General features: G+C 62.7%; 22 protein-coding genes. 17 read left to right on the top strand and 5 right to left on the bottom strand.

Annotated features, from left to right (window positions below):
• Nucleotides 1–129 precede the first annotated feature (129 nt).
• Nucleotides 130–726, top strand: a complete 597-nt coding sequence (locus A7K61_RS19945) for a MarC family protein (RefSeq protein ID WP_003171467.1) — start codon at nucleotides 130–132, stop codon at nucleotides 724–726.
• Here A7K61_RS19945 and A7K61_RS19940 read toward each other — a convergent pair.
• The 5 genes from A7K61_RS19940 to cobG form a co-directional block, all read right to left on the bottom strand.
• On the bottom strand, nucleotides 723–1,502 hold the full coding sequence (locus A7K61_RS19940) for a hypothetical protein (protein WP_032893767.1): 780 nt from the start codon (nucleotides 1,500–1,502) through the stop codon (nucleotides 723–725). The two genes, A7K61_RS19945 and A7K61_RS19940, sit on opposite strands and share 4 nt — an antisense overlap.
• 237 nt (nucleotides 1,503–1,739) lie before the next feature.
• Nucleotides 1,740–3,377, bottom strand: coding sequence for a precorrin-3B C(17)-methyltransferase (gene cobJ / locus A7K61_RS19935; protein WP_069558196.1), 1,638 nt, complete (start codon nucleotides 3,375–3,377; stop codon nucleotides 1,740–1,742).
• Nucleotides 3,377–4,108, bottom strand: a complete 732-nt coding sequence (locus tag A7K61_RS19930; RefSeq protein ID WP_047712467.1) for a precorrin-2 C(20)-methyltransferase — start codon at nucleotides 4,106–4,108, stop codon at nucleotides 3,377–3,379. Before A7K61_RS19930 ends, cobJ begins: the two co-directional genes overlap by 1 nt.
• The gene (locus A7K61_RS19925; protein WP_044271083.1) at nucleotides 4,108–4,734 is read right to left on the bottom strand and encodes a precorrin-8X methylmutase; all 627 of its coding nucleotides are present in this window, start codon (nucleotides 4,732–4,734) and stop codon (nucleotides 4,108–4,110) included. The genes A7K61_RS19930 and A7K61_RS19925 overlap by 1 nt, the downstream gene beginning before the upstream one ends.
• Nucleotides 4,727–6,073 (bottom strand): precorrin-3B synthase, encoded by a 1,347-nt coding sequence (gene cobG / locus A7K61_RS19920; RefSeq protein WP_069558195.1) that lies wholly within the window; start codon nucleotides 6,071–6,073, stop codon nucleotides 4,727–4,729. The genes A7K61_RS19925 and cobG overlap by 8 nt, the downstream gene beginning before the upstream one ends.
• 38 nt (nucleotides 6,074–6,111) lie before the next feature.
• On the opposite strand from cobG, the gene A7K61_RS19915 reads away from it, so the two are divergent.
• The 16 genes from A7K61_RS19915 (at nucleotide 6,112) to A7K61_RS19840 (ending at nucleotide 21,351) form a co-directional block, all read left to right on the top strand.
• The gene (locus A7K61_RS19915) at nucleotides 6,112–7,317 is read left to right on the top strand and encodes a bifunctional cobalt-precorrin-7 (C(5))-methyltransferase/cobalt-precorrin-6B (C(15))-methyltransferase (protein WP_069558194.1); all 1,206 of its coding nucleotides are present in this window, start codon (nucleotides 6,112–6,114) and stop codon (nucleotides 7,315–7,317) included.
• A complete protein-coding gene (locus A7K61_RS19910) occupies nucleotides 7,314–8,033 on the top strand; it encodes a cobalt-precorrin-6A reductase (protein WP_069558193.1) in 720 nt (239 codons plus the stop codon). Before A7K61_RS19915 ends, A7K61_RS19910 begins: the two co-directional genes overlap by 4 nt.
• 332 nt (nucleotides 8,034–8,365) lie before the next feature.
• Complete coding sequence (locus A7K61_RS19905) at nucleotides 8,366–8,653, top strand: addiction module antidote protein (protein ID WP_032893775.1); 288 nt, start codon at nucleotides 8,366–8,368, stop codon at nucleotides 8,651–8,653.
• A gap of 96 nt (nucleotides 8,654–8,749) precedes the next feature.
• Nucleotides 8,750–9,142, top strand: coding sequence for a DUF2946 domain-containing protein (locus A7K61_RS19900; RefSeq protein WP_003188156.1), 393 nt, complete (start codon nucleotides 8,750–8,752; stop codon nucleotides 9,140–9,142).
• Nucleotides 9,143–9,189: 47 nt separating this feature from the next.
• On the top strand, nucleotides 9,190–9,672 hold the full coding sequence (locus A7K61_RS19895) for a copper chaperone PCu(A)C (protein WP_069558192.1): 483 nt from the start codon (nucleotides 9,190–9,192) through the stop codon (nucleotides 9,670–9,672).
• A gap of 10 nt (nucleotides 9,673–9,682) precedes the next feature.
• On the top strand, nucleotides 9,683–10,084 hold the full coding sequence (locus tag A7K61_RS19890; RefSeq protein ID WP_069558191.1) for a DUF2946 domain-containing protein: 402 nt from the start codon (nucleotides 9,683–9,685) through the stop codon (nucleotides 10,082–10,084).
• A gap of 93 nt (nucleotides 10,085–10,177) precedes the next feature.
• Nucleotides 10,178–12,238, top strand: coding sequence for a TonB-dependent copper receptor (locus A7K61_RS19885; protein WP_069558190.1), 2,061 nt, complete (start codon nucleotides 10,178–10,180; stop codon nucleotides 12,236–12,238).
• Nucleotides 12,239–12,356: 118 nt separating this feature from the next.
• Nucleotides 12,357–13,718: a PepSY domain-containing protein gene (locus A7K61_RS19880; protein WP_044271069.1), complete on the top strand. Its 1,362-nt coding sequence runs from the start codon at nucleotides 12,357–12,359 to the stop codon at nucleotides 13,716–13,718.
• 194 nt (nucleotides 13,719–13,912) lie between these two features.
• Nucleotides 13,913–15,178, top strand: coding sequence for an urea ABC transporter substrate-binding protein (urtA, locus tag A7K61_RS19875; RefSeq protein ID WP_069558189.1), 1,266 nt, complete (start codon nucleotides 13,913–13,915; stop codon nucleotides 15,176–15,178).
• A gap of 107 nt (nucleotides 15,179–15,285) precedes the next feature.
• Entirely contained in the window at nucleotides 15,286–16,788 is a 1,503-nt protein-coding gene (gene urtB, locus A7K61_RS19870) for an urea ABC transporter permease subunit UrtB (protein WP_032893781.1), read from the top strand.
• Nucleotides 16,788–17,855: an urea ABC transporter permease subunit UrtC gene (gene urtC, locus A7K61_RS19865; RefSeq protein WP_069558188.1), complete on the top strand. Its 1,068-nt coding sequence runs from the start codon at nucleotides 16,788–16,790 to the stop codon at nucleotides 17,853–17,855. The genes urtB and urtC overlap by 1 nt, the downstream gene beginning before the upstream one ends.
• Nucleotides 17,852–18,685 carry an urea ABC transporter ATP-binding protein UrtD gene (urtD, locus tag A7K61_RS19860; protein ID WP_014716710.1) on the top strand — a complete coding sequence of 278 codons (834 nt, stop codon included), beginning with the start codon at nucleotides 17,852–17,854 and terminating at the stop codon, nucleotides 18,683–18,685. The genes urtC and urtD overlap by 4 nt, the downstream gene beginning before the upstream one ends.
• A gap of 126 nt (nucleotides 18,686–18,811) precedes the next feature.
• On the top strand, nucleotides 18,812–19,510 hold the full coding sequence (gene urtE, locus A7K61_RS19855; RefSeq protein WP_044271064.1) for an urea ABC transporter ATP-binding subunit UrtE: 699 nt from the start codon (nucleotides 18,812–18,814) through the stop codon (nucleotides 19,508–19,510).
• Between the two features lie 31 nt (nucleotides 19,511–19,541).
• On the top strand, nucleotides 19,542–20,381 hold the full coding sequence (locus A7K61_RS19850; RefSeq protein WP_069558187.1) for an urease accessory protein UreD: 840 nt from the start codon (nucleotides 19,542–19,544) through the stop codon (nucleotides 20,379–20,381).
• A gap of 145 nt (nucleotides 20,382–20,526) precedes the next feature.
• Nucleotides 20,527–20,829 (top strand): urease subunit gamma, encoded by a 303-nt coding sequence (gene ureA / locus A7K61_RS19845; RefSeq protein WP_003171437.1) that lies wholly within the window; start codon nucleotides 20,527–20,529, stop codon nucleotides 20,827–20,829.
• 9 nt (nucleotides 20,830–20,838) lie between these two features.
• Nucleotides 20,839–21,351, top strand: a complete 513-nt coding sequence (locus tag A7K61_RS19840) for a GNAT family N-acetyltransferase (RefSeq protein ID WP_069558186.1) — start codon at nucleotides 20,839–20,841, stop codon at nucleotides 21,349–21,351.
• Nucleotides 21,352–21,355: the final 4 nt, after the last annotated feature.

The following is a 21,355-nucleotide window of genomic DNA, read 5'->3' as shown; positions in this document are numbered from 1 at the left end:
GGTTACCGTCTGTTGCTACTGTCCACAAAGTTGCGTAGATACCTATGGCTATCGCAGGCAAGCCAGCTCCCACATTTGATCTCTGTCAGATAGACTCCTCCCCACTTCCCCCGCCCGCGAGCCGCCCCCATGCTCCATGTGTTATTCAGCGTTTACCTGAAGATGCTGGTGCTCTACAGCCCGTTCTTTGTGCTGTCCTGCTTTATCAGCCTGACCCGTGGCTATTCCAGCAAGGAGCGTCGGCGCCTGGCGTGGAAAGTCGCACTGGCCACTCTGGTATCGAGCGTGCTGCTCTACCTGTTTGGCCGGGTGATTTTCAGTGTGTTCGGCATTACCGTCGACGCGTTCCGCATCGGCGCCGGCAGCGTGTTGTTTATCTCCGCCCTGGGCATGGCCCAAGGCAAGTCGGCGGTGCAGACCGACAACGTGCAGCAGGACGTGACCATCGTGCCGCTGACCATCCCCCTCACCGTCGGCCCCGGCACCATCGGCGCCTTGCTGGTGATGGGCGTCAGCCAACCGCACTGGGATGACAAGCTCACCGCCATCCTCAGTATTGCCCTGGCCAGCCTGACGGTGGGCGTGGTGCTGTACCTGTCCAACCGTATCGAACGCATTCTCGGCGACCAGGGCTTGCAGATTGTCAGCCGCTTGATGGGCCTGTTCGTCTGCGCCCTGGCCGCGCAAATCATTTTTACCGGGGTACGCGGCTACCTGGTGCCCTAGATCCGGTATTTGGCGATCGCCATTTCGACTTTGTCACCGGCGCTTTCGCGCATCAGCTGGATGGTTTTCTCGTTGACCATCGAGGTATTGAGCACAAGGCAAGTCTGCCCGCTGAAGGCCTCGAACGAGGAGCTGTCCCACTCCAGGAACGGCAGGCCCACCTGTTTATCCACACCATGGGTGCTGTAGGTCACCAGCACCATGATCAATTCGCCGTCTGTTTCAGCGCAGGAGGCCAGGCCGAAATCGCCGCCCTCGCGCACCGCGCAATTGCGCTTGAACAGCTCGAAAGACGCTGGCTGACGCTTCAATGCGTCCAGCGCATCGGCGGCCAGTTTTGGCAATGCACTGAGCAACGGGCCGGACAGCGCCGTCGACGTCAGCATCGAGGCGATGATATTCAGCGCCGCCAGTTGCACGGTCAGGCCCTTGCCCGCACGCGAGACCCGCTCAAAGCGACTGCGCAGCGGCAGCCAGCCCAGGCTGACCATGACCTTGATAAATTCCTCGTACCACGCCTCGCTACCCCGTTGGACGTTCAGCACATCGCTCACATAACTGCTGGCCAGCAAATAGCTTTTGCGCACGTATTCCCGGTTCAACGCCGATAACCCTTCGGCAAACGAAATCACCCCGTTGTTGACCACGGCCGCATTGCAATCATCTTCGCGATCCAACGCGCAAATGGCCTGCCGTGCAGGGGCGCCCGGCAATTTGTAGGCGGCAATCAACTTGCGCCTTTTTTTGCTGTTGATCCTTCTGTGACGTCGCTCCATTTTCTGTTCTCCACAAGCACCCCACATGGGGCTTGTCTCCACCCTAGTCCAGGGAGCTGCTCGCTTTCCATGCGACAAACATCCCTTGGCCTGCCCCGCCCAAAACCAGCGCCCAGCAATAACAAGGCGCGGCGGGCAGGTATGCGGTTTTCATCGCAAAAAAAAGAAAAAGCCCCGAACAACGCCAGGGGAATCCCTGGGTTATTCGGAGCTTTCCGGCAGCCAACGGGGCTGTTTTCAGGAGTTGGGTTTGTCGCCATACCAACGTGGCGTGTACACCCACTCGCCCCCACCGGCGCGCGGGAACACACAGGTGGTGGATGAACCGATCAGCACCATGGTGCGCATGTCCACCTGCTCGGGGGTCAGTTGCCCCAAGGTGGTGACGCGCAGCGTCTGGCCTGGACGACCGATGTCACGGCCCAGCACCACCGGCGTCAGTGGCGTGCGATGCAGCGCGACGATCTCCAGGGCACGCCCCAGTTGCCAAGGCCGGGAGCGCGAGATCGGGTTGTAGAACGCCAAGGCCAGGTCGGCCTGGGAAGCCAGGTCCAGGCGTTTTTCGATGATCGACCAGGGCTTGAGGTTATCCGACAGCGACATCACACAGAAGTCATGCCCCAGCGGCGCGCCCGCCTGGGCAGCGGTGGCCAGCGAGGCGGAAACCCCCGGCAGGATTTCCAGGTCGACCTGATGCCAGGCCGGCTCGCTGGACTCGTGCAGCGCTTCAATCACTGCCGCAGCCATGGCGAATACGCCAGGGTCGCCGGACGACACCACCACCACCGAACGCCCCTGCGCAGCCAACTCGAAAGCGTGGCGGGCGCGCTGCATTTCTTCGCGGTTGTCAGTGCAGTGTTGCACTTGGTCGTCCCGGAACGGCCCGGCCATGCGCACGTAGGTTTCATACCCCAAAACATCGGTGCAACGCGCCAGTTCCGCCTTCACCGCCGGCACCATCAGTTCAGCGGCGCCGGGGCCCAGGCCGATCACCGCCAGACGCCCGCGCGGGCGCCCCACCAGTGACAGGTCCAAGGGCTGCTCGGCCACGGTAATGCTGATATCCGCAACGGGTGTCAGCGCGGCAAAACGCAGCGGTACGCCCAGGGCCGACGCGGCTTCATGCAAGGACGCGTCAGCCATCTGCAGGTCGCTGGCTAGCAGGCAGGCCAGGGATTGCACAGCCACACCTGCCTCGTGCAACGCCGTGCGCACACGCTCGGCCAACTGCGCACCCGGCCGGCAAGTGACATAGATATTCTGCGGGTAAATCAGCAACTCGTTGGCTGCCGGTGTGCGCTCGGCACTGCCTACATGGATCGCCAGGCGCGCTTGTTGATCCTGAGGCAGGTTAGCCTCCTCCAGCCATGGCGCCGCACCTTCGATACGCACGCTTTCGCCGGCCAGAAGGTCGGAGACAAAGCGTTTGCCCAACTCGATATCGGCCAGTTGATAGCCCGCCGGCGGGTTGAGCAGGCAGGTGCCAAAACGCAACTCGCCACTGGTGGTGATTGCCGCGGATACGCCCAGTGCCGCGGCGATATCCCGTGCCATCACATTCACACCGCCCAGGCCACCGAGCAAAGGCACCACGGCGCTGCCGTCTTCGGCCACGGCCAGCACGGCGGGTTCTTCGCCCTTTTCCAGCAGCAACGGCGCCAGGGTGCGGATCACAATGCCCGCGGCGCACAGGGCAATCAGTGGCGTGCCCTGTTGATAAAGCTGACGCAAGGTCGCGCCGAATTCGCTGTAGGTACGGTCTGCACCTTCAACCCGAGTGACCAGGCCGTGGATCAACGCGCCGGGGTAAACCTGCTGGAGCTTGCGCGCAGTCGCCAGGCTGCCCTGGCCCAGAATCACAATCGCCGGAGTCATCAACCTTGCCACCGTTCACCGGGCACGATGATCAGCGAGAAGTACGGCGAAGACATCGGCTCCACTTGGTCCAGCGGCACAATCTTCTGGTTGGCCATGGTCGCACGCTCCACATACAGCGCCCGCTCGGCCAGGCCCAACTCCTCCAACACCTGGCGTACCTTCGGGAAGTTGCGCCCCAGCTTCATGATCACGGCGGCATCGGCATCCGCCAGGCGACGCTTGAGGTCCTCATGGGGCAATACGCCCGAGAGCACCGACAAGCTCTGGTTGCGGTACACCAACGGCGCGCCAAGTACCGAGGCGCCACCGAGCATCGAACACACGCCTGGAATCACCTCGGCGTCGTAGCGCTCGGCCAGGCGGTCATGCAGGTACATGTAGGAGCCGTAGAAGAACGGGTCACCTTCGCAGATCACCGCCACGTTCCGGCCTGCGTCCAGGTGCGCGGCCACGTCGAGGCTGGCGTTGTCGTAGAAGTCGCTGATCACCTGCTCGTAGGACAGCGGCGCCGGCAGCACTTCGGTGGTCACCGGGTACACCAGCGGCATCAGGGTCTGTTGCGGTACCAGATGGTCTTCGATGATGCCGAAGGCATTGCCCTTCTTGCCCTTGGCCACGAAGTACGCCACCACCGGCGATTCACGCAGCAGGCGCAAAGCTTTGAGGGTAATCAGTTCCGGGTCACCGGGGCCGACGCCCAGGCCGATCAAACGTCCGCGCACCTGCATTATTCGACCTCCGTGGCCAGGGCATTGACGGCGGCGGCCGCCATGGCACTGCCACCCAGGCGGCCTTGCATGATCACGAACGGCACCCCACGGCTGTCAGCGGCGAGCATCGCCTTGGATTCGGCGGCGCCAACAAAACCCACCGGAAAACCGAGGATCAACGCCGGTTTCGGCGCGCCGGCGTCGAGCATTTCCAGCAGGTAGAACAAGGCGGTCGGCGCGTTGCCGATCACCACCACGCTGCCTTCCAGATACGGGCGCCACAGTTCAAGGGCGGCGGCTGAACGGGTGTTGCCCAGCTCCCGCGCCAGCTCCGGCACGCTATCGTCGCGCAGGGTGCAGATCACTTCGTTATTGGCCGGCAGGCGTGCGCGGGTCACGCCTTCGGACACCATCCGCGCATCGCACAGAATCGGCGCACCAGCGGCCAACGCGTCACGCCCTGCCTTGCCGGCACCTTCGGAAAATTGCAGGCCGTCGATGGCCTCGACCATGCCGCACGCATGAATCACCCGCACCGCGAGTTTTTCCAAATCAGCCGGGATGCGGTCCAGGTTGGCTTCCGCGCGAATAATGGCGAAGGAGTTGCGATAGATCTCCTGACCGTCGCGGATGTAATCAATCATCGGTGTTGCTCCGTGGACGAGCGCGCAACAGGGCGCCCGCCGCTTCAATGGAAAGAGTGCGCGCGTGCAGCCGGCCAAAACCTGGCTGGGCTGCATCGCGAAAATAGAGGTCGTAGTGGCCGGGGCTCACCGCCAGCAAAGTGACGGGCGCGGTGTGCGCGGCGGCGCAGGAGCGCGGGCAGCCGGACAGGTGCACCTCGATGCCCGGTTGCAGAGCGGCCAGTTGCACGGCGTCGGCCTTGGTGTTGGCCTGGCCTTTGGCGCAGCCGCTGGAACCGGTGCAGGCAATCATGCGCGCCAGCGGGTGGCCGAGGGAGCAGATAAAGCCCAGTTGCGCCAGGCGTTCGGTCACGGCGTGAGGCTTTTCGACGTTGGGCACCAGCACGCCTTGCCAGGGGGTGAAGCGCAAGGTGCCGTCCCCAAAGTCGCTGGCCAGTTGTGCGGCGCCCTTGAGCATCGTTGGGTCCAGACGGCCCAGGGGCGCGAGGGCGGCGACGTAGAACTGATTCTTTTGCGCTTGTGGATAAGTGCCCACCTGCAGCGAGGCGTTGCTGGGCGGGCGTGTGAAGCCGTCGAATGGCAGCAACGGCACACGCAAATGGCTCAGCACGTTATCCACAGGCAAATGGCGCATACGCGTTTGCTCAGGGGTGGCGAGGTCCAGAAAGGCTTCCAGCACAGCCACTACCAACTCAAGCCCTTGGCTCAATGGCACGGCGGCCAGGGGCGCATCCAGACCCGGACAGCCGGCCAGGCCGAACGCGAGCAGGGTTTCGCCATGGCGTACAAAGGCCGACAACCACAGATCGTGGTGATGTTCGAGCATCGCCAGGTCTTCGCCGCCATCGAGTTGCACCGCGAACTTGGCCGACAGTTGATGGAAACGCGGATGGTTTTCCAGGGTGGCGAGGATCTGCGCGGCCAGCGGGCGGGTGTCGAACAGCATCTGCGGGTCGATGCCGGCGCTGGGGCTGAGCATCAGATTGCGCACGTCGTCACCGCCCGCGTTGCTAGGCCCCAGGCCCGCCGCCAGCAGCCGGGCGATCAACGCTTCCTGCTCGGCGCCGATGCCGCGAATCTGCAAGTTGGCGCGGTTGGTCGCCTCAATCACCCCGCCCGCATAGGCCTGGGCCGCGTCTGCCACGGCGTGGGCCTGGGCGGCGGTGATCGCGCCACCCGCCAATTTGACCCGGCAAATGCCGCCGTCCAACGCCTGGACAATACGCAGCAACCCCGGACAAGCCGAGGGGCGCAAGGTATTCACAGCGGGCGTTGGGTTCACGGGGCTACCGGTTGACGGGTAAAGGCGCGGTATTATGCCTGCTTTGTCCGGCGGCATGAAAAGCCTGCCCGTCGGATGTCGTTCAAGGAATTGATATGTCGCCCTGGCTGACGGTTGTAGGCATCGGTGAAGACGGCTTCAAAGGCCTGGGCAGGAATGCCCGGCATGCCTTGCTGCGCGCCACGCGGATTATAGGTGCTCAGCGCCAGTTGGACCTGCTGCCGCAGTGTATTGGTGGCGAGCGCCAGCTATGGCCGAGCCCGTTTTCTCTGGAGCCGGTGTTGTCGCGGCGTGGGGAGCCTGTGTGCGTCCTGGCCAGTGGCGACCCGATGTTCTATGGCGTCGGCGCCAGCCTGGTCCGGCACGTGGCGGCTGAGGAGTTGACGATTTTGCCCGCGCCTTCGTCGGTATCCCTGGCGGCGGCACGCTTGGGCTGGCCGTTGCAGGAGGTGGTGACATTGTCGGTGGTGGCGCGTCCCTTGGCGGCGATCAACGCGCACCTGGCCAGTGGCGTGCGCTTGTTGGTATTGAGCAATGACGGCAGCAGCCCCGCCTTGATTGCCGCGTTGTTGACCGAGCGCGGTTTTGGCCCCAGCCGCATCCGTGTGTTTGAACACTTGGGCGGCCCGGCTGAACGGCGCATCGACGGGCACGCGCAAGCCTGGGAGCACGCTGCGGTTGCCGATTTGAACCTGGTCGCCATCGACTGCCTGGCGGATGCCAACGCACCGCGCCTCTCGCGTCTTGCCGGCTTGCCGGACTCGGCCTTCAAACACGACGGCCAACTGACCAAGCGCGATGTCCGCGCCATGACCCTCGCCCGCCTCGCGCCCATGCCGGGCGAACTGTTATGGGACGTGGGCGCGGGCAGTGGCTCCATCGGTATTGAATGGATGCGCACCCATCCCAGCTGTCGCGCCTTGGCGATTGAAGCCGACACCGGCCGCCAAGGCCTGATCGAACACAACCGCGACGCCCTCGGCGTGCCCGGCCTGCAACTGGTGCGCGGCAAGGCGCCGGCTGCTTTGCTCGGCCTGGAAGCACCGCACGCCATCTTCATCGGCGGCGGTGTCACCCGCGACGGCGTGCTCGACACCTGCTGGCAACACCTGCGCCCCGGCGGGCGGTTGGTGGCCAATGCCGTGACCCTGCAAAGCGAAATGACCTTGATGAACTGGCGCGCCCAACATGGCGGCGAACTGACCCGCATCCACGTCGCCCAGGCGCAGCCCTTGGGCGAGTTCGATACCTGGCGCCAGGCACTGCCGATCACGTTGCTGGACGTGGTCAAACCGTTATGAAAAGGATTCTGCTGCTGGGCGGCGTCACCGAAGCGCTGGCCATCGCCCGCACCCTGGGGCCGGAACACGTCTACAGCCTGGCCGGCGTGGGCCGTGTGCCAACCGACCTCACCTGCCAGGTTCGCGTCGGGGGTTACGGAGGCGCTGAAGGGTTAGCGCAGTTTATTCGTGACGAACGTATCAGCCTGATCCTTGACGCCACCCATCCGTATGCAGCGCAGATCAGCCAAAACGCGGCCCAGGCGTCGCGATTGAGCGATGTGCCTTGCTGGGCATTACGCCGCCCGGCCTGGCAGCCGCAGCCGGGGGATGATTGGCGAGAGGTCGCCGACTGGGCCGAGTTGGTCGAAGCGCTCAAACCCTTCAAGCGCCCGCTGTTCACCTTGGGTCGCGAACCCTTGCAGCACCTCGACGAAATCCCCGCCGAGCAGTTCTGGACCTTGCGCGCGCTGGATGTGTATCCGGGCAATGAGCGCTGTGAAGTGATCGGCGCACGCGGGCCGTTCCTCATCGAGGACGAGCGGGCGTTATTCCAAGAACGGCGAATTGATGTGCTGATCAGCAAGAACAGCGGCAGCACCGCCACCGAGCCGAAGCTGGAAGTGGCGCGTGAGCGGGGGGTGCCGGTGTTGGTGTTGAAGCGGCCGGTGTTGGCGGCAGTGGATCGAGAGTTTACGGCAGTGCCAGCGTTGCTACAGGCAATCACCCTTTTCTAAACACCACCTATCCAATGTGGGAGCGGGCTTGCTCGCGAAGGCAGTGCGTCGGCCAAAACATCCAGCGACTGACATACCGCTTTCGCGAGCAAGCCCGCTCCCACACTTTGGAACTGCGTTATCAGACGGCGGTAGTGGATCAGCCAGCAAAGGCGTTAGCTCAATCAACTGCGCAACGGTTCAACGAGAAGTTACCTACAGACGCACCGGAACCCGCTGACTACTGAGACACGCAGCCCATGGCGATGATCCTCAACATTTCGTCAACGCAAAAACGTGACATCGAGCGTGCTAAAGAAATTGCAGATGAATTTGAGAAAAAGGAGTGACCCATGACTCAATTTAAAGATTTCGATATAGCCGAGCATCTGACGACCCCAGAGGACATGGCGGAGTATCTCGAAGCCTCTTTCGAGGAGGACGCCGGTGACGGATTGCTGATTCGCTCAGCGCTTAACAATATCGCCCGCGCCCAAGGCATGACCCAAATAGCCCGCGACGCCGGCCTCGGACGAGAAAGTCTGTACAAAGCCCTCTCCAGCACGGGCAATCCCGAATTCGCGACTATCATGAAAGTCATGAAGGCTCTGGGCCTCAAGCTCCACGCCACGGCCGTCTGAACCACTGCGACACCAAACCACACCCGCCCTTTTTACTTATCCCCCCCGATCAGGCTAAATACCCGCCTGATCGTTTAACCCTACGGATTATCCGCCATGGCCCGTCAACGCTTTGCAATTGCCTGGATCGCCTGCCTTGCAGTGCTGTTCAATGCGTTTGCCATGCCGTTGGCCAGTGCGATGCAGCAGACGGACGACCCGATCAAGCGTCTGATGTGGGGCGGGTTCTGTTCGTCCAATGGTGCCAGCCTCAAGGCGATTGCCCTGGGCAAGCTGGAAATCCCGGCGCCGCCGGATGATCACTCGGCTATGCAGCATTGCTGGTGTTGCTCGGGTTCGGCGCCGTTGGTGGCGTTGCCGGGGCATGTGCCGCAGTTGTATGTGACGCGCTTCGAGGCGGTGCAGAGCCTGCCGCCGCGCTTATTGCGCAATCCCACCCCGCGCCAGCAATGGCCAAGCCTTAACCCCCGCGCCTCTCCAACGGTCTGATTTTCTTCGCAAGTGAACTGCGTTTAGAACCGTTCTGGAGAACTGCCATGCTTAAATCTTCCCTGCTTCTGGCTGCGTTGTTGTTGCCGGTGTTCAGTGCTGCCAATGCCGAGGACTACAAGGCCGGCGACTTGGAGGTCAGCAATCCCTGGTCCCAGGAATTGCCGCCGAATGCGCCCACCGTCGCGGCCTATTTTGTGATTCATAACACCGGGGCTACCCCGGATCGCCTGCTCAGCGTTGAAACCAGCGTCGCCGAAAAAGCCGAGCTGCATGAACATGTAATGCAGGGCGACTTGATGAAGATGCAACAAGTGCCCAGCGTCGCCGTACCGGCCAAGGGTGAGCTGACCTTCGCACCGATGGCCTATCACGTGATGTTGCTGGGCCTCAAGGACCGCAGCCTGCTGGCCGATGGCAAGCAATTCCCACTGACCCTGACCTTCGAGAAAGCCGGCAAGGTCGAGGTGCAAGTGTCAGTGCACAAAGCGCCACCGATGGCCGGCCACGAGCATATGCACGCTCAGTAAGCCAACCTCGATGGGCGCCCCTCGCGCCAGGTTGTCTCCCCACTACCGCGTGAAGCGCGGCAGTTGGATCAGCCTGTTCGCCATGCTGATGATCTTTATCGGTCCGCTGATTTCCCAGGCGATGCCGATGGATCATCACGCCGGTATGTCCATGGAAATGCCCATGGAGATGCCGAGCGACCACGGCGACTCCCATCACACCAAAGCCCCCGTCGAACACCACGCACTCTGGGCCAAGTGCGGCTATTGCGACCTGCTATTCAGCTGCCCGGCCCTGCCCGGCAGTGTGTCGTTCGTGGCCCTCGGCACCCCGCCGCCCGCCAACGCCCTCACCCCCGCCACGCGCCTGGGCCATGCCCGGCAGAGCATCTTCCCCGGCGCCCGTAGCCGTGCGCCGCCCATCGTTTCGTAAGCCCTTCACCGCGTTACTTCACCCCGGCCGACTTTAGACAGACAGCCGCAGGCTGCTGGCCGTGTTGTTTACGATTGATTGATGGAATTTGTCATGTCCAGGTTTTCTGCTGACACCCGTTTGGGAAGTACTGCCCTGCTCACCGCGTTATGCGGCGCACTATTGGCTGCCCACGCTCACGCCGACGAGCATGAGCTGAGCCCCACGGTCATCACCGCTATTGCCCCCAGCTCGCCGCTGACCGTGGTCACCAACCCCAAAGACCCACGCCAACCGGTGCCCGCCAGCGATGGCGGCGACTACCTCAAGACCATTCCCGGCTTCGCCCTGGTGCGCAACGGCGGCACCAATGGCGACCCGGTACTGCGCGGCATGTTCGGCTCGCGCCTGAATATCCTCACCAACGGCGGCATGATGCTCGGCGCCTGCCCGGGGCGTATGGATGCCCCCACCTCCTACATATCGCCGGAAACCTACGACAAGCTCACCGTAATCAAAGGCCCGCAAACCGTGCTCTGGGGCCCGGGCGCGTCAGCGGGCACCATCCTGTTCGAGCGTGAACCGGAGCAGTTCGGCGAGCTGGGCACGCGGGTCAATGCCAGTGTGCTGGCCGGCTCCAACGGGCGTTTCGACAAGGTCATCGATGCCGCTGCCGGCGGGCCATTGGGCTACGTGCGGGTGATCGGCAACCAGGCCCACGCCGACGATTACAAGGATGGCAACAACGACACGGTCGCCTCGCGCTATGACAAGTGGAACGGTGACGTAGCCGTGGGTTTCACGCCCGACGCCGACACCCTGCTGGAACTCACCGCCGGGCGTGGCGACGGCGAGGCGCGCTACGCCGGGCGCGGCATGGATGGCTCGCAGTTCCTGCGCGAAAGCCTGGGGCTGCGTTTCGAAAAGTCCAATATCGGCGAGGTGCTGGATAAGGTCGAGGCCCAGGTCTACTACAACTACGCTGACCATGTGATGGACAACTACAGCCTGCGCGTCCCTTCGGGCACCGGAATGATGGCAGGTCCCATGGCGTCCAACGTCGACCGCCGCACCCTCGGCGCACGTATCAAGGCGACCTGGCGCTGGGCCGATGTGCAATTGATCAGCGGCCTGGATGCACAGACCAATGAACACCGTGCACGCAGCGGCATGGGCATCGACACCTATAAGGATGCGCCACGCAACAAGGACGCCAATTTCCACAACTACGGTGTGTTCGGCGAACTGACCTGGTACGCCGCCGACAATGATCGCCTGATCACCGGCGCACGCCTGGACCGCGCCTCGGCCAAGGACTTCCGTCAACGCACCGGCTCGGGAATGATGTCGCACCCGAACCCGACTGCCGGCGACACCCGCGCCGATACATTGCCCTCGGGCTTTGTGCGTTATGAGCACGACCTGGCGGACAGCCCCACCACGCTGTATGCCGGCCTGGGCCACGCGGAACGTTTCCCGGATTACTGGGAACTGTTTTCCCCCAACACCGGCGCGGCCGGTTCGGTGAATGCCTTCGACGGCGTGAAACCGGAGAAAACCACCCAGCTCGACTTCGGTGCCCAATACAAGAGCGCCGACCTGGAAGCCTGGGCCTCGGGCTATGTCGGCCAGGTGCGCGACTTCATTCTGTTCGACTACAGGCCCGGCATGATGGGCACCACTTCCCAGGCGCGCAATGTGGACGCACGCATCATGGGCGGCGAAGTGGGCGCGGCGTACAAGCTGAGCCAACACTGGAAAGCCGACGCCAGCCTGGCCTATGCCTGGGGCAAGAACAGCAGCGACGGCAAGGCCCTGCCCCAAATGCCACCGCTGGACACGCGCCTGGGCCTGACTTACAGCGAAGACGACTGGAGCGCCGGCGCCTTGTGGCGCGTGGTCGCGGCACAAAACCGCATCGACCCGAACAAGGGCAACGTGGTCGGCAAGGACTACGACAAAAGTGGCGGCTTTGGCGTGTTCTCGTTGAATGCGGCATACCGCATCAACAAGCACTTCAAGGTCAGCACCGGGGTCGACAATTTGTTTGGCAAGGCTTACGCCGAGCACTTGAACCTGGCCGGTAACGCAGGCTTCGGTTACCCAGCCAACGACCCGCAGGCCATCAAGGAACCGGGGCGTACGCTCTGGACCAAGGTGGACATGAGCTTCTAAAAGCATTGCAGGCAAGCCAGCCCTCACAGGTGGAATACATTCCAATGTGGGAGCTGGCTTGCCTGCGATGACGGTGTAACAGACCAAGAAAAATCAAAAGCCTTATGCGGAGCACCCGATGACCACACAAAAAATTTCCTTCTACAACCTGGCCTGGCGCTGGCATTTCTACGCCGGCCTCTTCGTCGCCCCCTTCATGGTGCTGCTGGCCCTCACCGGCATCATCTACCTGTTCAAACCTCAGCTCGACCCGCTGATGTACGGCCACCTGCTTACCGTGCCCGCCGCCGAACACGCGCTGAGCGCCGACGAGCAACTGCAGCGCGCCCAGGCCGCCTACCCTCACGCCGCGATCAGTAAATACCTGCCCCCTGCCGACGCCACTCGCAGCGCGCAGTTCGTGATGCGCAACGACGCCCACGAAGTGACAGTGTTCATCGACCCCTATCGCGGCACCGTCCTCGGTGAGCAAGACGCAAACAACAACCTACAAGCCATCGTCCGCGCCCTGCACGGCGAACTGATGATCGGCACCGTCGGTGATCGCCTGATCGAACTCGCCGCTGGCTGGGGCGTGATGCTGGTGGTGTCCGGCCTGTACCTGTGGTGGCCGCGGGGCAAGTCTTCGGCCGGGGTGTTGTGGCCGCGCTTCGGTAGCCGTGGCCGCTTGTTCTGGCGCGACCTGCACGCTGTCGCCGGGTTCTGGGGCGCGGCGTTCCTGCTGGTGATGCTGCTCAGCGGCATGACCTGGACCGGCTTCTGGGGCAAGCAATACGCCGACCTGTGGAACACCTTCCCGACAGCGATGTGGAACAACGTGCCGCAGTCCGACCAGCAGGCCCGTGTACTCAACACGGCCACCCAGCAAACCGTGCCCTGGGCTCTGGAAAACACGCCGATGCCGATGTCCGGCGACCACGCCGAGCATATGAATCACGGCGCGATGCACGCAGGCCCGGCCGCACCCACGGTGCGCCTGCAACAGGTGGTCGACCTGGCCAACGCGCGCAAGGTCGAGCCCGGCTACAGCATCACCTTCCCCACCACCGCCACCGGTGTGTTCACCGTCGCGGTGTTCGCCGACGACCCGCGCAACGACGCCACCCTGCATGTGGACCAGTACACCGGCAAGGTCCTGGCCGATGTGCGTTGGGATCATTACAACCTGGTCGCACGCGCCACCGAGACCGGCGTGATGCTGCACGAGGGCAAAATGTTCGGCTGGGTCAACCAACTGATCGTGCTGGTGATCTGCCTGATGATCCTGCTCAGTGCGGTCAGTGGCGTGGTGATCTGGTGGAAGCGTCGGCCACAAGGTGGGCTGGGCGTGCCGCCGCTGCGTCATGACTTGCCGAAGTGGAAAACCGCGATGGCGATCATGCTCGGGCTTGCGATCATTTTCCCGTTGGTAGGGGCTTCGTTGGTCCTGGTATGGGCGCTGGATCGCTTGCTGCTGTCACGCATTAGCGCAACCGCCTGAAGCATTGTCGCGCAACGCCCTCTTTTGAAGCCTGCCGTGCACTCAACGGCCTGCGTGGCGCCAACCTGGTGCGCCACGGAGCAGCTTTACCTCCTGAACCCGCCGGTAAACCCGTGTCTGGCGTAGCAGGCACAGCCCTTGCAAAGCCCTGTGTATCTGCCCCACAACAATTATCGGTACACGGAGATCGCACCATGAAGCGTCGCAGCTTGATCAAGGCTTTCACTTTGTCGGCATCCATTGCCGCCATGGGTTTGACCTGGACCGTCCAGGCCGCCGAGACCATCAAGGTCGGCATCCTGCACTCGTTGTCCGGGACCATGGCGATCTCCGAAACCTCGCTTAAAGACATGGCGCTGATGACCATCGACGAGATCAACGCCAAAGGCGGGGTGAACGGCAAGATGCTCGAACCGGTGGTGGTAGACCCGGCGTCCAACTGGCCGCTGTTCGCCGAGAAAAGCCGGCAACTGCTGACCCAGGACAAGGTCGCCGTGGTGTTCGGCTGCTGGACCTCGGTGTCGCGTAAATCGGTGTTGCCGGTGTTTGAAGAACTCAACGGCTTGCTGTTCTACCCGGTGCAGTACGAAGGCGAAGAGATGTCGCCCAACGTGTTCTATACCGGTGCGGCGCCGAACCAGCAGGCGATCCCGGCGGTGGAATACCTGATGAGCGAAGAAGGCGGCAGCGCCAAGCGTTTCTTCCTGCTCGGCACCGACTACGTGTACCCGCGCACCACCAACAAGATCCTGCGCTCATTCCTGCATTCCAAAGGCGTGGCGGATAAAGACATCGAAGAGGTGTACACCCCGTTCGGCCACGCCGATTACCAGACCATCGTTGCCAACATCAAGAAGTTCTCCGCCGGTGGCAAGACGGCTGTGGTCTCCACCGTCAATGGCGACTCCAACGTGCCGTTCTACAAAGAGCTGGCCAACCAAGGCTTGAAAGCCACCGAGGTACCGGTGGTGGCGTTCTCGGTGGGTGAAGAAGAACTGCGTGGCATCGACACCAAGCCGTTGGTGGGCAACCTCGCGGCCTGGAACTACTTCCAGTCGGTGGAGAACCCGGTAAACCAGAAGTTCGTGGCCGACTGGAAAGCCTACGCCAAGAAACACAACCTGCCGGGCGCCGACAAAGCCGTGACCAACGACCCGATGGAAGCCACCTATGTGGGCATCCATATGTGGGCGCAGGCGGCGGAAAAAGCCAAGTCCACCGACGTCGACAAAGTGCGTGAAGCCCTGGGCGGCCAGACCTTCGCCGCGCCGTCGGGCTTCACCCTGACCATGGACAAGACCAACCACCACCTGCACAAGCCGGTGATGATCGGTGAGATCCAGGCCGACGGGCAGTTTTCGGTAGTGTGGCAGACCGAAGCGCCGATTCGTGCACAGCCGTGGAGCCCCTACATCCCGGGCAATGACAAAAAGCCGGACTACGCGGTGAAGAGCAACTAAAGCCCCCACAGCTCGAATGTGGGACATGGTCACTGTGGGAGCTGGCAAGCCAGCTCCTACAGGCAACCAGCTCCCACACTGTCCCCGCATGACCAGGACATTTTTATATGCCCACTGCCCTCCACCGCCTCATCCTCGCCGTGCTGCTGTTGCTGCCCTTTGGCGCACACGCCAGCGACGCCGAAGACTTCCTTGCCGCCAACCCGGTACAGCAAGCCAAACTCCTGCAGGACTGGGCCGCCCAACCCGACCCAACGCGTATCGAGTTGGTGGATGCCCTTGAGCAAGGCCAACTCACGCTCAACGGCGAAACCAAGACCGTGCGCCTGAACAACCGCCTGCGCGGCTTGATCAATAACGTGCAAGCCAGCCAGCAACTGCTCGCCGCCGACCCCAAGGTGCGCCTGGAGGCAGCGCGCACCCTGCAAAAAAGCGCGGTGCCTGCACAACTGAAATTCCTCGACCAGCAGGTCGCCGCCGAGACGGATGAGCAGGTGCACAGCGCCCTCAGCCTGGCCCTGGCCAACCTGCAACTGGTCGACCCCGACCCGGTGGTGCGCCTGGCGGCCGTGCGCTTGCTCGGCAGCACGGGCGACCCGCTGGCCCGCACGCGCCTTGAAGCGCTGCTGGCACCCGGCGTGGAAGCCGACGCGGCCGTGCATACCGCTGCTGAAACCAGCCTGGCCCAAGTCAAACGCAAACTGATGATGGGTGAAATCCTCGGCCAGGCGTTCAGCGGTATGTCCCTGGGCTCGATTCTGCTGTTGGCGGCCCTGGGCTTGGCGATCACCTTCGGCTTGCTCGGCGTGATCAACATGGCCCACGGCGAGATGCTGATGCTCGGCGCCTACTCCACCTATGTGGTGCAGTTGATGATGCAGCGCTATGTGCCCCAGGCCATCGAGTTCTACCCATTGATCGCGTTGCCGGTGGCGTTCTTTGTCACTGCGGCCATCGGCATGGCGCTGGAACGCACAGTCATCCGTCACTTGTATGGCCGCCCACTGGAAACCCTGCTCGCCACCTGGGGCATCAGCCTGATGCTGATCCAGCTGGTGCGCCTGGTGTTCGGCGCGCAGAACGTCGAAGTGTCGAACCCGGCCTGGCTGTCCGGCGGCATCCAGGTGCTGCCCAACCTGGTGCTGCCGTACAACCGCATCGTCATCATTGCCTTCGCGCTGTTCGTGGTGGTGCTCACCTGGCTGCTGCTGAACAAGACGCGCCTGGGTCTGAACGTGCGCGCCGTCACCCAGAACCGCAACATGGCGGCCTGCTGCGGCGTGCCCACCGGGCGCGTGGACATGCTCGCCTTCGGCCTCGGTTCCGGTATCGCAGGTTTGGGCGGCGTGGCGCTGAGCCAGATCGGCAACGTCGGCCCGGACTTGGGCCAGAGCTACATCATCGACTCGTTCCTGGTGGTTGTGCTCGGCGGCGTCGGCCAGTTGGCTGGCAGTGTCATGGCCGCCTTTGGCTTAGGGATCGCCAACAAGATCCTCGAACCCCAGATCGGTGCCGTGCTCGGCAAGATCCTGATCCTCGCGCTGATCATTCTGTTTATCCAGAAACGCCCGCAAGGACTCTTCGCACTGAAAGGACGGGTGATCGACTGATGAACCAGCCATTGATGCTTACGGCCACGCAAAAGGCCGGCCCTAAAGTCACGATTGCAGTCGGTGCGGTCATCCTGCTCCTGCTGCTGGCGTTGCCCTTGTGTTCGTTATTGTCTGCCGACAACCCTCTGCATGTATCGGCCTACACCTTGACCCTGGTGGGCAAGATTCTCTGCTACGCCATCGTCGCCCTGGCGCTCGACCTGGTCTGGGGTTACGCCGGGATGTTGTCCCTGGGCCACGGTTTGTTCTTCGCCCTGGGCGGCTACGCCATGGGCATGTACTTGATGCGCCAGGCGTCGGGCGATGAGTTGCCGGCGTTCATGACCTTCTTGTCCTGGACCGAATTGCCTTGGTACTGGGCCGGCACCGACCACTTCCTCTGGGCGTTGTGCCTGGTGGTACTGGCCCCCGGTGTGCTGGCGTTGGTGTTCGGTTTCTTCGCCTTCCGCTCGCGGATCAAGGGCGTGTATTTCTCGATCATGACCCAGGCTCTGACGTTCGCCGGGATGCTGTTGTTCTTTCGCAACGAGACCGGGTTCGGCGGCAACAACGGCTTTACCAACTTCCGCAGCATCTTAGGTTTTGGCATCACTGAACCGGGCACGCGGGCGGTGTTGTTTATCGCCACGGTGCTGTTGCTGGTGGTCAGCCTCTACATTGGCTGGCGCCTGGCGAAGAGCAAGTTCGGGCGTGTGCTCACCGCCCTGCGCGATGCCGAGAACCGCCTGATGTTCTGCGGCTACGACCCACGCGGTTTCAAGCTGTTCGTGTGGGTGTTGAGCGCGGTGTTGTGCGGCCTTGCCGGCGCGCTGTATGTGCCGCAGGTGGGCATCATCAACCCCAGCGAAATGTCACCGACCAACTCCATCGAAGCCGCCGTGTGGGTGGCACTGGGCGGGCGTGGCACGCTGATCGGGCCGCTGCTCGGCGCCGGTGTGGTCAATGGCATGAAAAGCTGGTTCACCGTGGCCTTCCCCGAGTACTGGCTGTTCTTCCTGGGGGCGCTGTTCATCATCGTCACCCTGTACCTGCCCAAGGGCGTTATCGGCCTGCTGAAGAAATGAGGAACGTCATGCTTGAACCTATTTTCGACGCAGGCAGCGGCCGCGATGCGATTGGCATCGGCCAGGTGGCGGGCAAGGGACTCAACACCCGCCACGGCACCATTCTGACCCTGGAAGATATCAGCGTCAGCTTTGACGGTTTCAAGGCCCTCAACGACCTGAATCTGTACATCGGCGTGGGCGAATTGCGCTGCATCATCGGCCCCAACGGCGCGGGCAAGACCACCTTGATGGACGTGATCACCGGCAAGACCCGGCCCAGCCACGGCAAGGCCTGGTTTGGCGAAACCCTGGACCTGACCCGCATGAGCGAAGTGCAGATCGCCCAGGCCGGCATCGGGCGCAAATTCCAGAAACCCACGGTGTTCGAAGCCTTGAGCGTGTTCGAAAACCTGGAGCTGGCGCAGAAGACCGACAAGTCGGTGTGGGCCAGCCTGCGAGCGCGCCTCAACGGTGAGCAGAAGGACCGCATCGAAGAAGTGCTCGACACCATCCGCCTCACCGCTTCCGTGCATCGCCCCGCCGGTTTGCTGTCCCACGGCCAGAAGCAGTTCCTGGAAATCGGCATGCTGCTGATGCAAGACCCGCAACTGTTGCTGCTCGATGAACCGGTGGCAGGCATGACCGACGCCGAGACCGAGTTCACCGCCGAACTGTTCAAGCGCCTGGCCGGCAAGCACTCGTTGATGGTGGTGGAACACGACATGGGGTTTGTCGGCTCGATTGCCGACCACGTGACCGTATTGCACCAGGGCAGCGTGCTGGCCGAAGGGTCGCTGGAACAGGTGCAGGAAAACGAGCGGGTGATCGAGGTCTACCTCGGCCGCTAACGCTGACACGAACGGCTTTATGTGGGAGCTGGCTTGCCTGCGATGCAGACGACTCATCGCTATCGCAGGCAAGCCAGCTCCCACAGTTGATCCGGTTCCCGCAGGGGGATTGAGGAGGTTTTGAGAATGCTGCAAGTCGACAAGCTGCACCAGTACTACGGCGGTAGCCACATCCTGCGTGGGCTGTCTTTTGATGTGAAGATCGGCGAAGTCACTTGCCTGCTCGGGCGTAACGGCGTGGGCAAGACCACCCTGCTCAAGTGCCTGATGGGCCTGTTGCCCGCCAAGGAAGGCGCGGTGAACTGGGAAGGCAAGACCATCACCGGCTTCAAGCCGCACCAGCGCGTGCATGCCGGCATCGCCTACGTGCCTCAGGGCCGGGAGATTTTCGCGCGGCTGACCGTGGAAGAAAACCTGCTGATGGGGCTGTCGCGCTTCCCCGGCTCCGAAGCCAAGGAAGTGCCGGCCTTCATCTACGAACTGTTCCCGGTGTTGCTGCAAATGAAGCATCGACGTGGCGGTGACTTGTCCGGCGGCCAGCAGCAACAGTTGGCAATTGGCCGTGCCCTGGCCAGCCGCCCACGCCTGTTGATCCTCGATGAACCCACCGAAGGCATCCAGCCGTCGGTGATCAAGGAAATTGGCGCGGTGATCAAAAAGCTCGCGGCGCGCGGCGACATGGCGATCCTGTTGGTGGAGCAGTTCTATGACTTTGCCGCTGAGCTGGCAGACCAGTACCTGGTGATGTCCCGTGGCGAAATCGTGCAGCAGGGCCGTGGTGAAAATATGGAAAGCGACGGTGTGCGCGGGCTGGTAACCATCTAATCTGTAGCCTCCTAACGATAAGCACACGCTCATGAACCTGCCCGTTTCCCCTGCCCTGTTCACCCCCAGCTGGCACGCCGAGCTGGAACTCGGCTACGCGCGTGTCAATGACACCACGCGCCCGGTGCTGCGCCGTCACCTTGGCCCGCTGCGGGTGCAAAAACACCTGTACCCCGAAGGCCCCCAGGTGTGCCAGCACATCATCGTGCACCCGCCCGGCGGGATTGCCGGTGGCGATCGCCTGGACATCAGCGCCCATGTGGGCACCGGAGCCTGGGCCCAACTGACCAGCCCTGGCGCCGCCAAGTGGTACCGCGCCAGCGGCCCGGCGTTTCAACAACTGGAACTGACCGTGGAGGCCGGCGCGACCCTGGAATGGCTACCTCAGGAAACCATCGTGTTCAGCGCCGCCCAGGCCGAACTCACCACGCGAGTCGAGCTGTCGGGCGATGCGCGGTTGTTCTACTGGGATGTGGTCGCCCTGGGCCGCCCGGCCAGTGGCGAACGGTTCGACCTGGGCCACTTTCAATCGCACCTGGACATTCGCCGCAATGGCCAGTTGCTCTGGCACGAACGCCAGCGCATTGTGGGCGCCGATGGGTTGTTGGATTCGCCTATCGGGCTGGATGGGCAGCCGGTGTTTGCCACGTTGCTGGTGACCGGTGAAGTCGAGGCACAATTACTGGAACAATGCCGCTCACTGCCCCACGCGGTGCGCGGTGACCTGACCCAACTGCCTGGATTACTGGTGGCGCGTTGTTTGGCCAGTGAAGCTTTGTTGGCGAGGGGTTGGTTGATTGATCTATGGAAATTGCTACGCCCGGCAGTGCTGGGGCGAGAAGCAGTCGCACCACGAATCTGGAGCACATGAAGATCAAAATGTGGGAGCGGGCTTGCTCGCGAAAGCGGTGTGTCAGTCGACGCATTCGAAACGGACCTACCGCTTTCGCGAGCAAGCCCGCTCCCACAGGGGATCTGCAGTGTATTTATAAATGATGTTTGAAGGACCTTGAACCATGGACCTGACCCCACGGGAAAAAGACAAACTGCTGATCTTCACCGCAGGCCTGGTCGCCGAGCGGCGCCTGGCGCGCGGGGTGAAGCTCAACTACCCGGAGACCATCGCCTATATCTCCGCCGCCTTGATGGAAGGCGCCCGCGATGGCCGCACCGTGGCCGACCTGATGCACTACGGCACCACCCTGCTCAGCCGCGAACAAGTGATGGAAGGCATCCCGGAAATGATCCCGGATATCCAGGTGGAAGCCACGTTCCCCGACGGCACCAAGCTGGTCACCGTCCACCAGCCCATTGCGTGAGGCGCAGCCATGATTCGTGATGCAACCGAACACGACCTGCCGGCAATTCGCGCCATCTACAACGACGCGGTGTTGAACACCACCGCGATCTGGAACGAGCAACCGGTGGACCTGGCCAACCGCCAAGCCTGGTTCAGTGCGCGCCAGGCCCAGGGCTATCCGATCCTGGTAGCTGTAGAAAACAACGAAGTCACCGGTTACGCCTCGTTCGGCGACTGGCGCCCCTTCGAAGGCTTTCGCTACAGCGTCGAGCACTCGGTGTATGTGCGCAACGACCAGCGCGGCAAAGGCCTCGGCCCACGGCTGATGGCGGCGCTGATCGAGCGCGCTCGCACCGGTGGCAAACACGTGATGGTCGCGGCCATCGAAAGCGGCAACCTGGCCTCAATCCGCCTGCACGAACGCCTGGGTTTTATCACCACCGGGCAAATGCCCCAGGTGGGTATCAAGTTTGGCCGCTGGCTTGACCTGACCTTTATGCAACTGACTTTGAACCCGGGCGCACAACCGCCCAAGGAGTGACATC

Origin of the sequence: Pseudomonas sp. AP42 (genome assembly GCF_001728935.1) — a bacterium.
GTDB lineage: Bacteria > Pseudomonadota > Gammaproteobacteria > Pseudomonadales > Pseudomonadaceae > Aquipseudomonas > Aquipseudomonas lactis.
The sequence above is the reverse complement of the archived record's forward strand: the minus strand, read 5'-3'. Positions and strand labels throughout refer to the sequence as shown.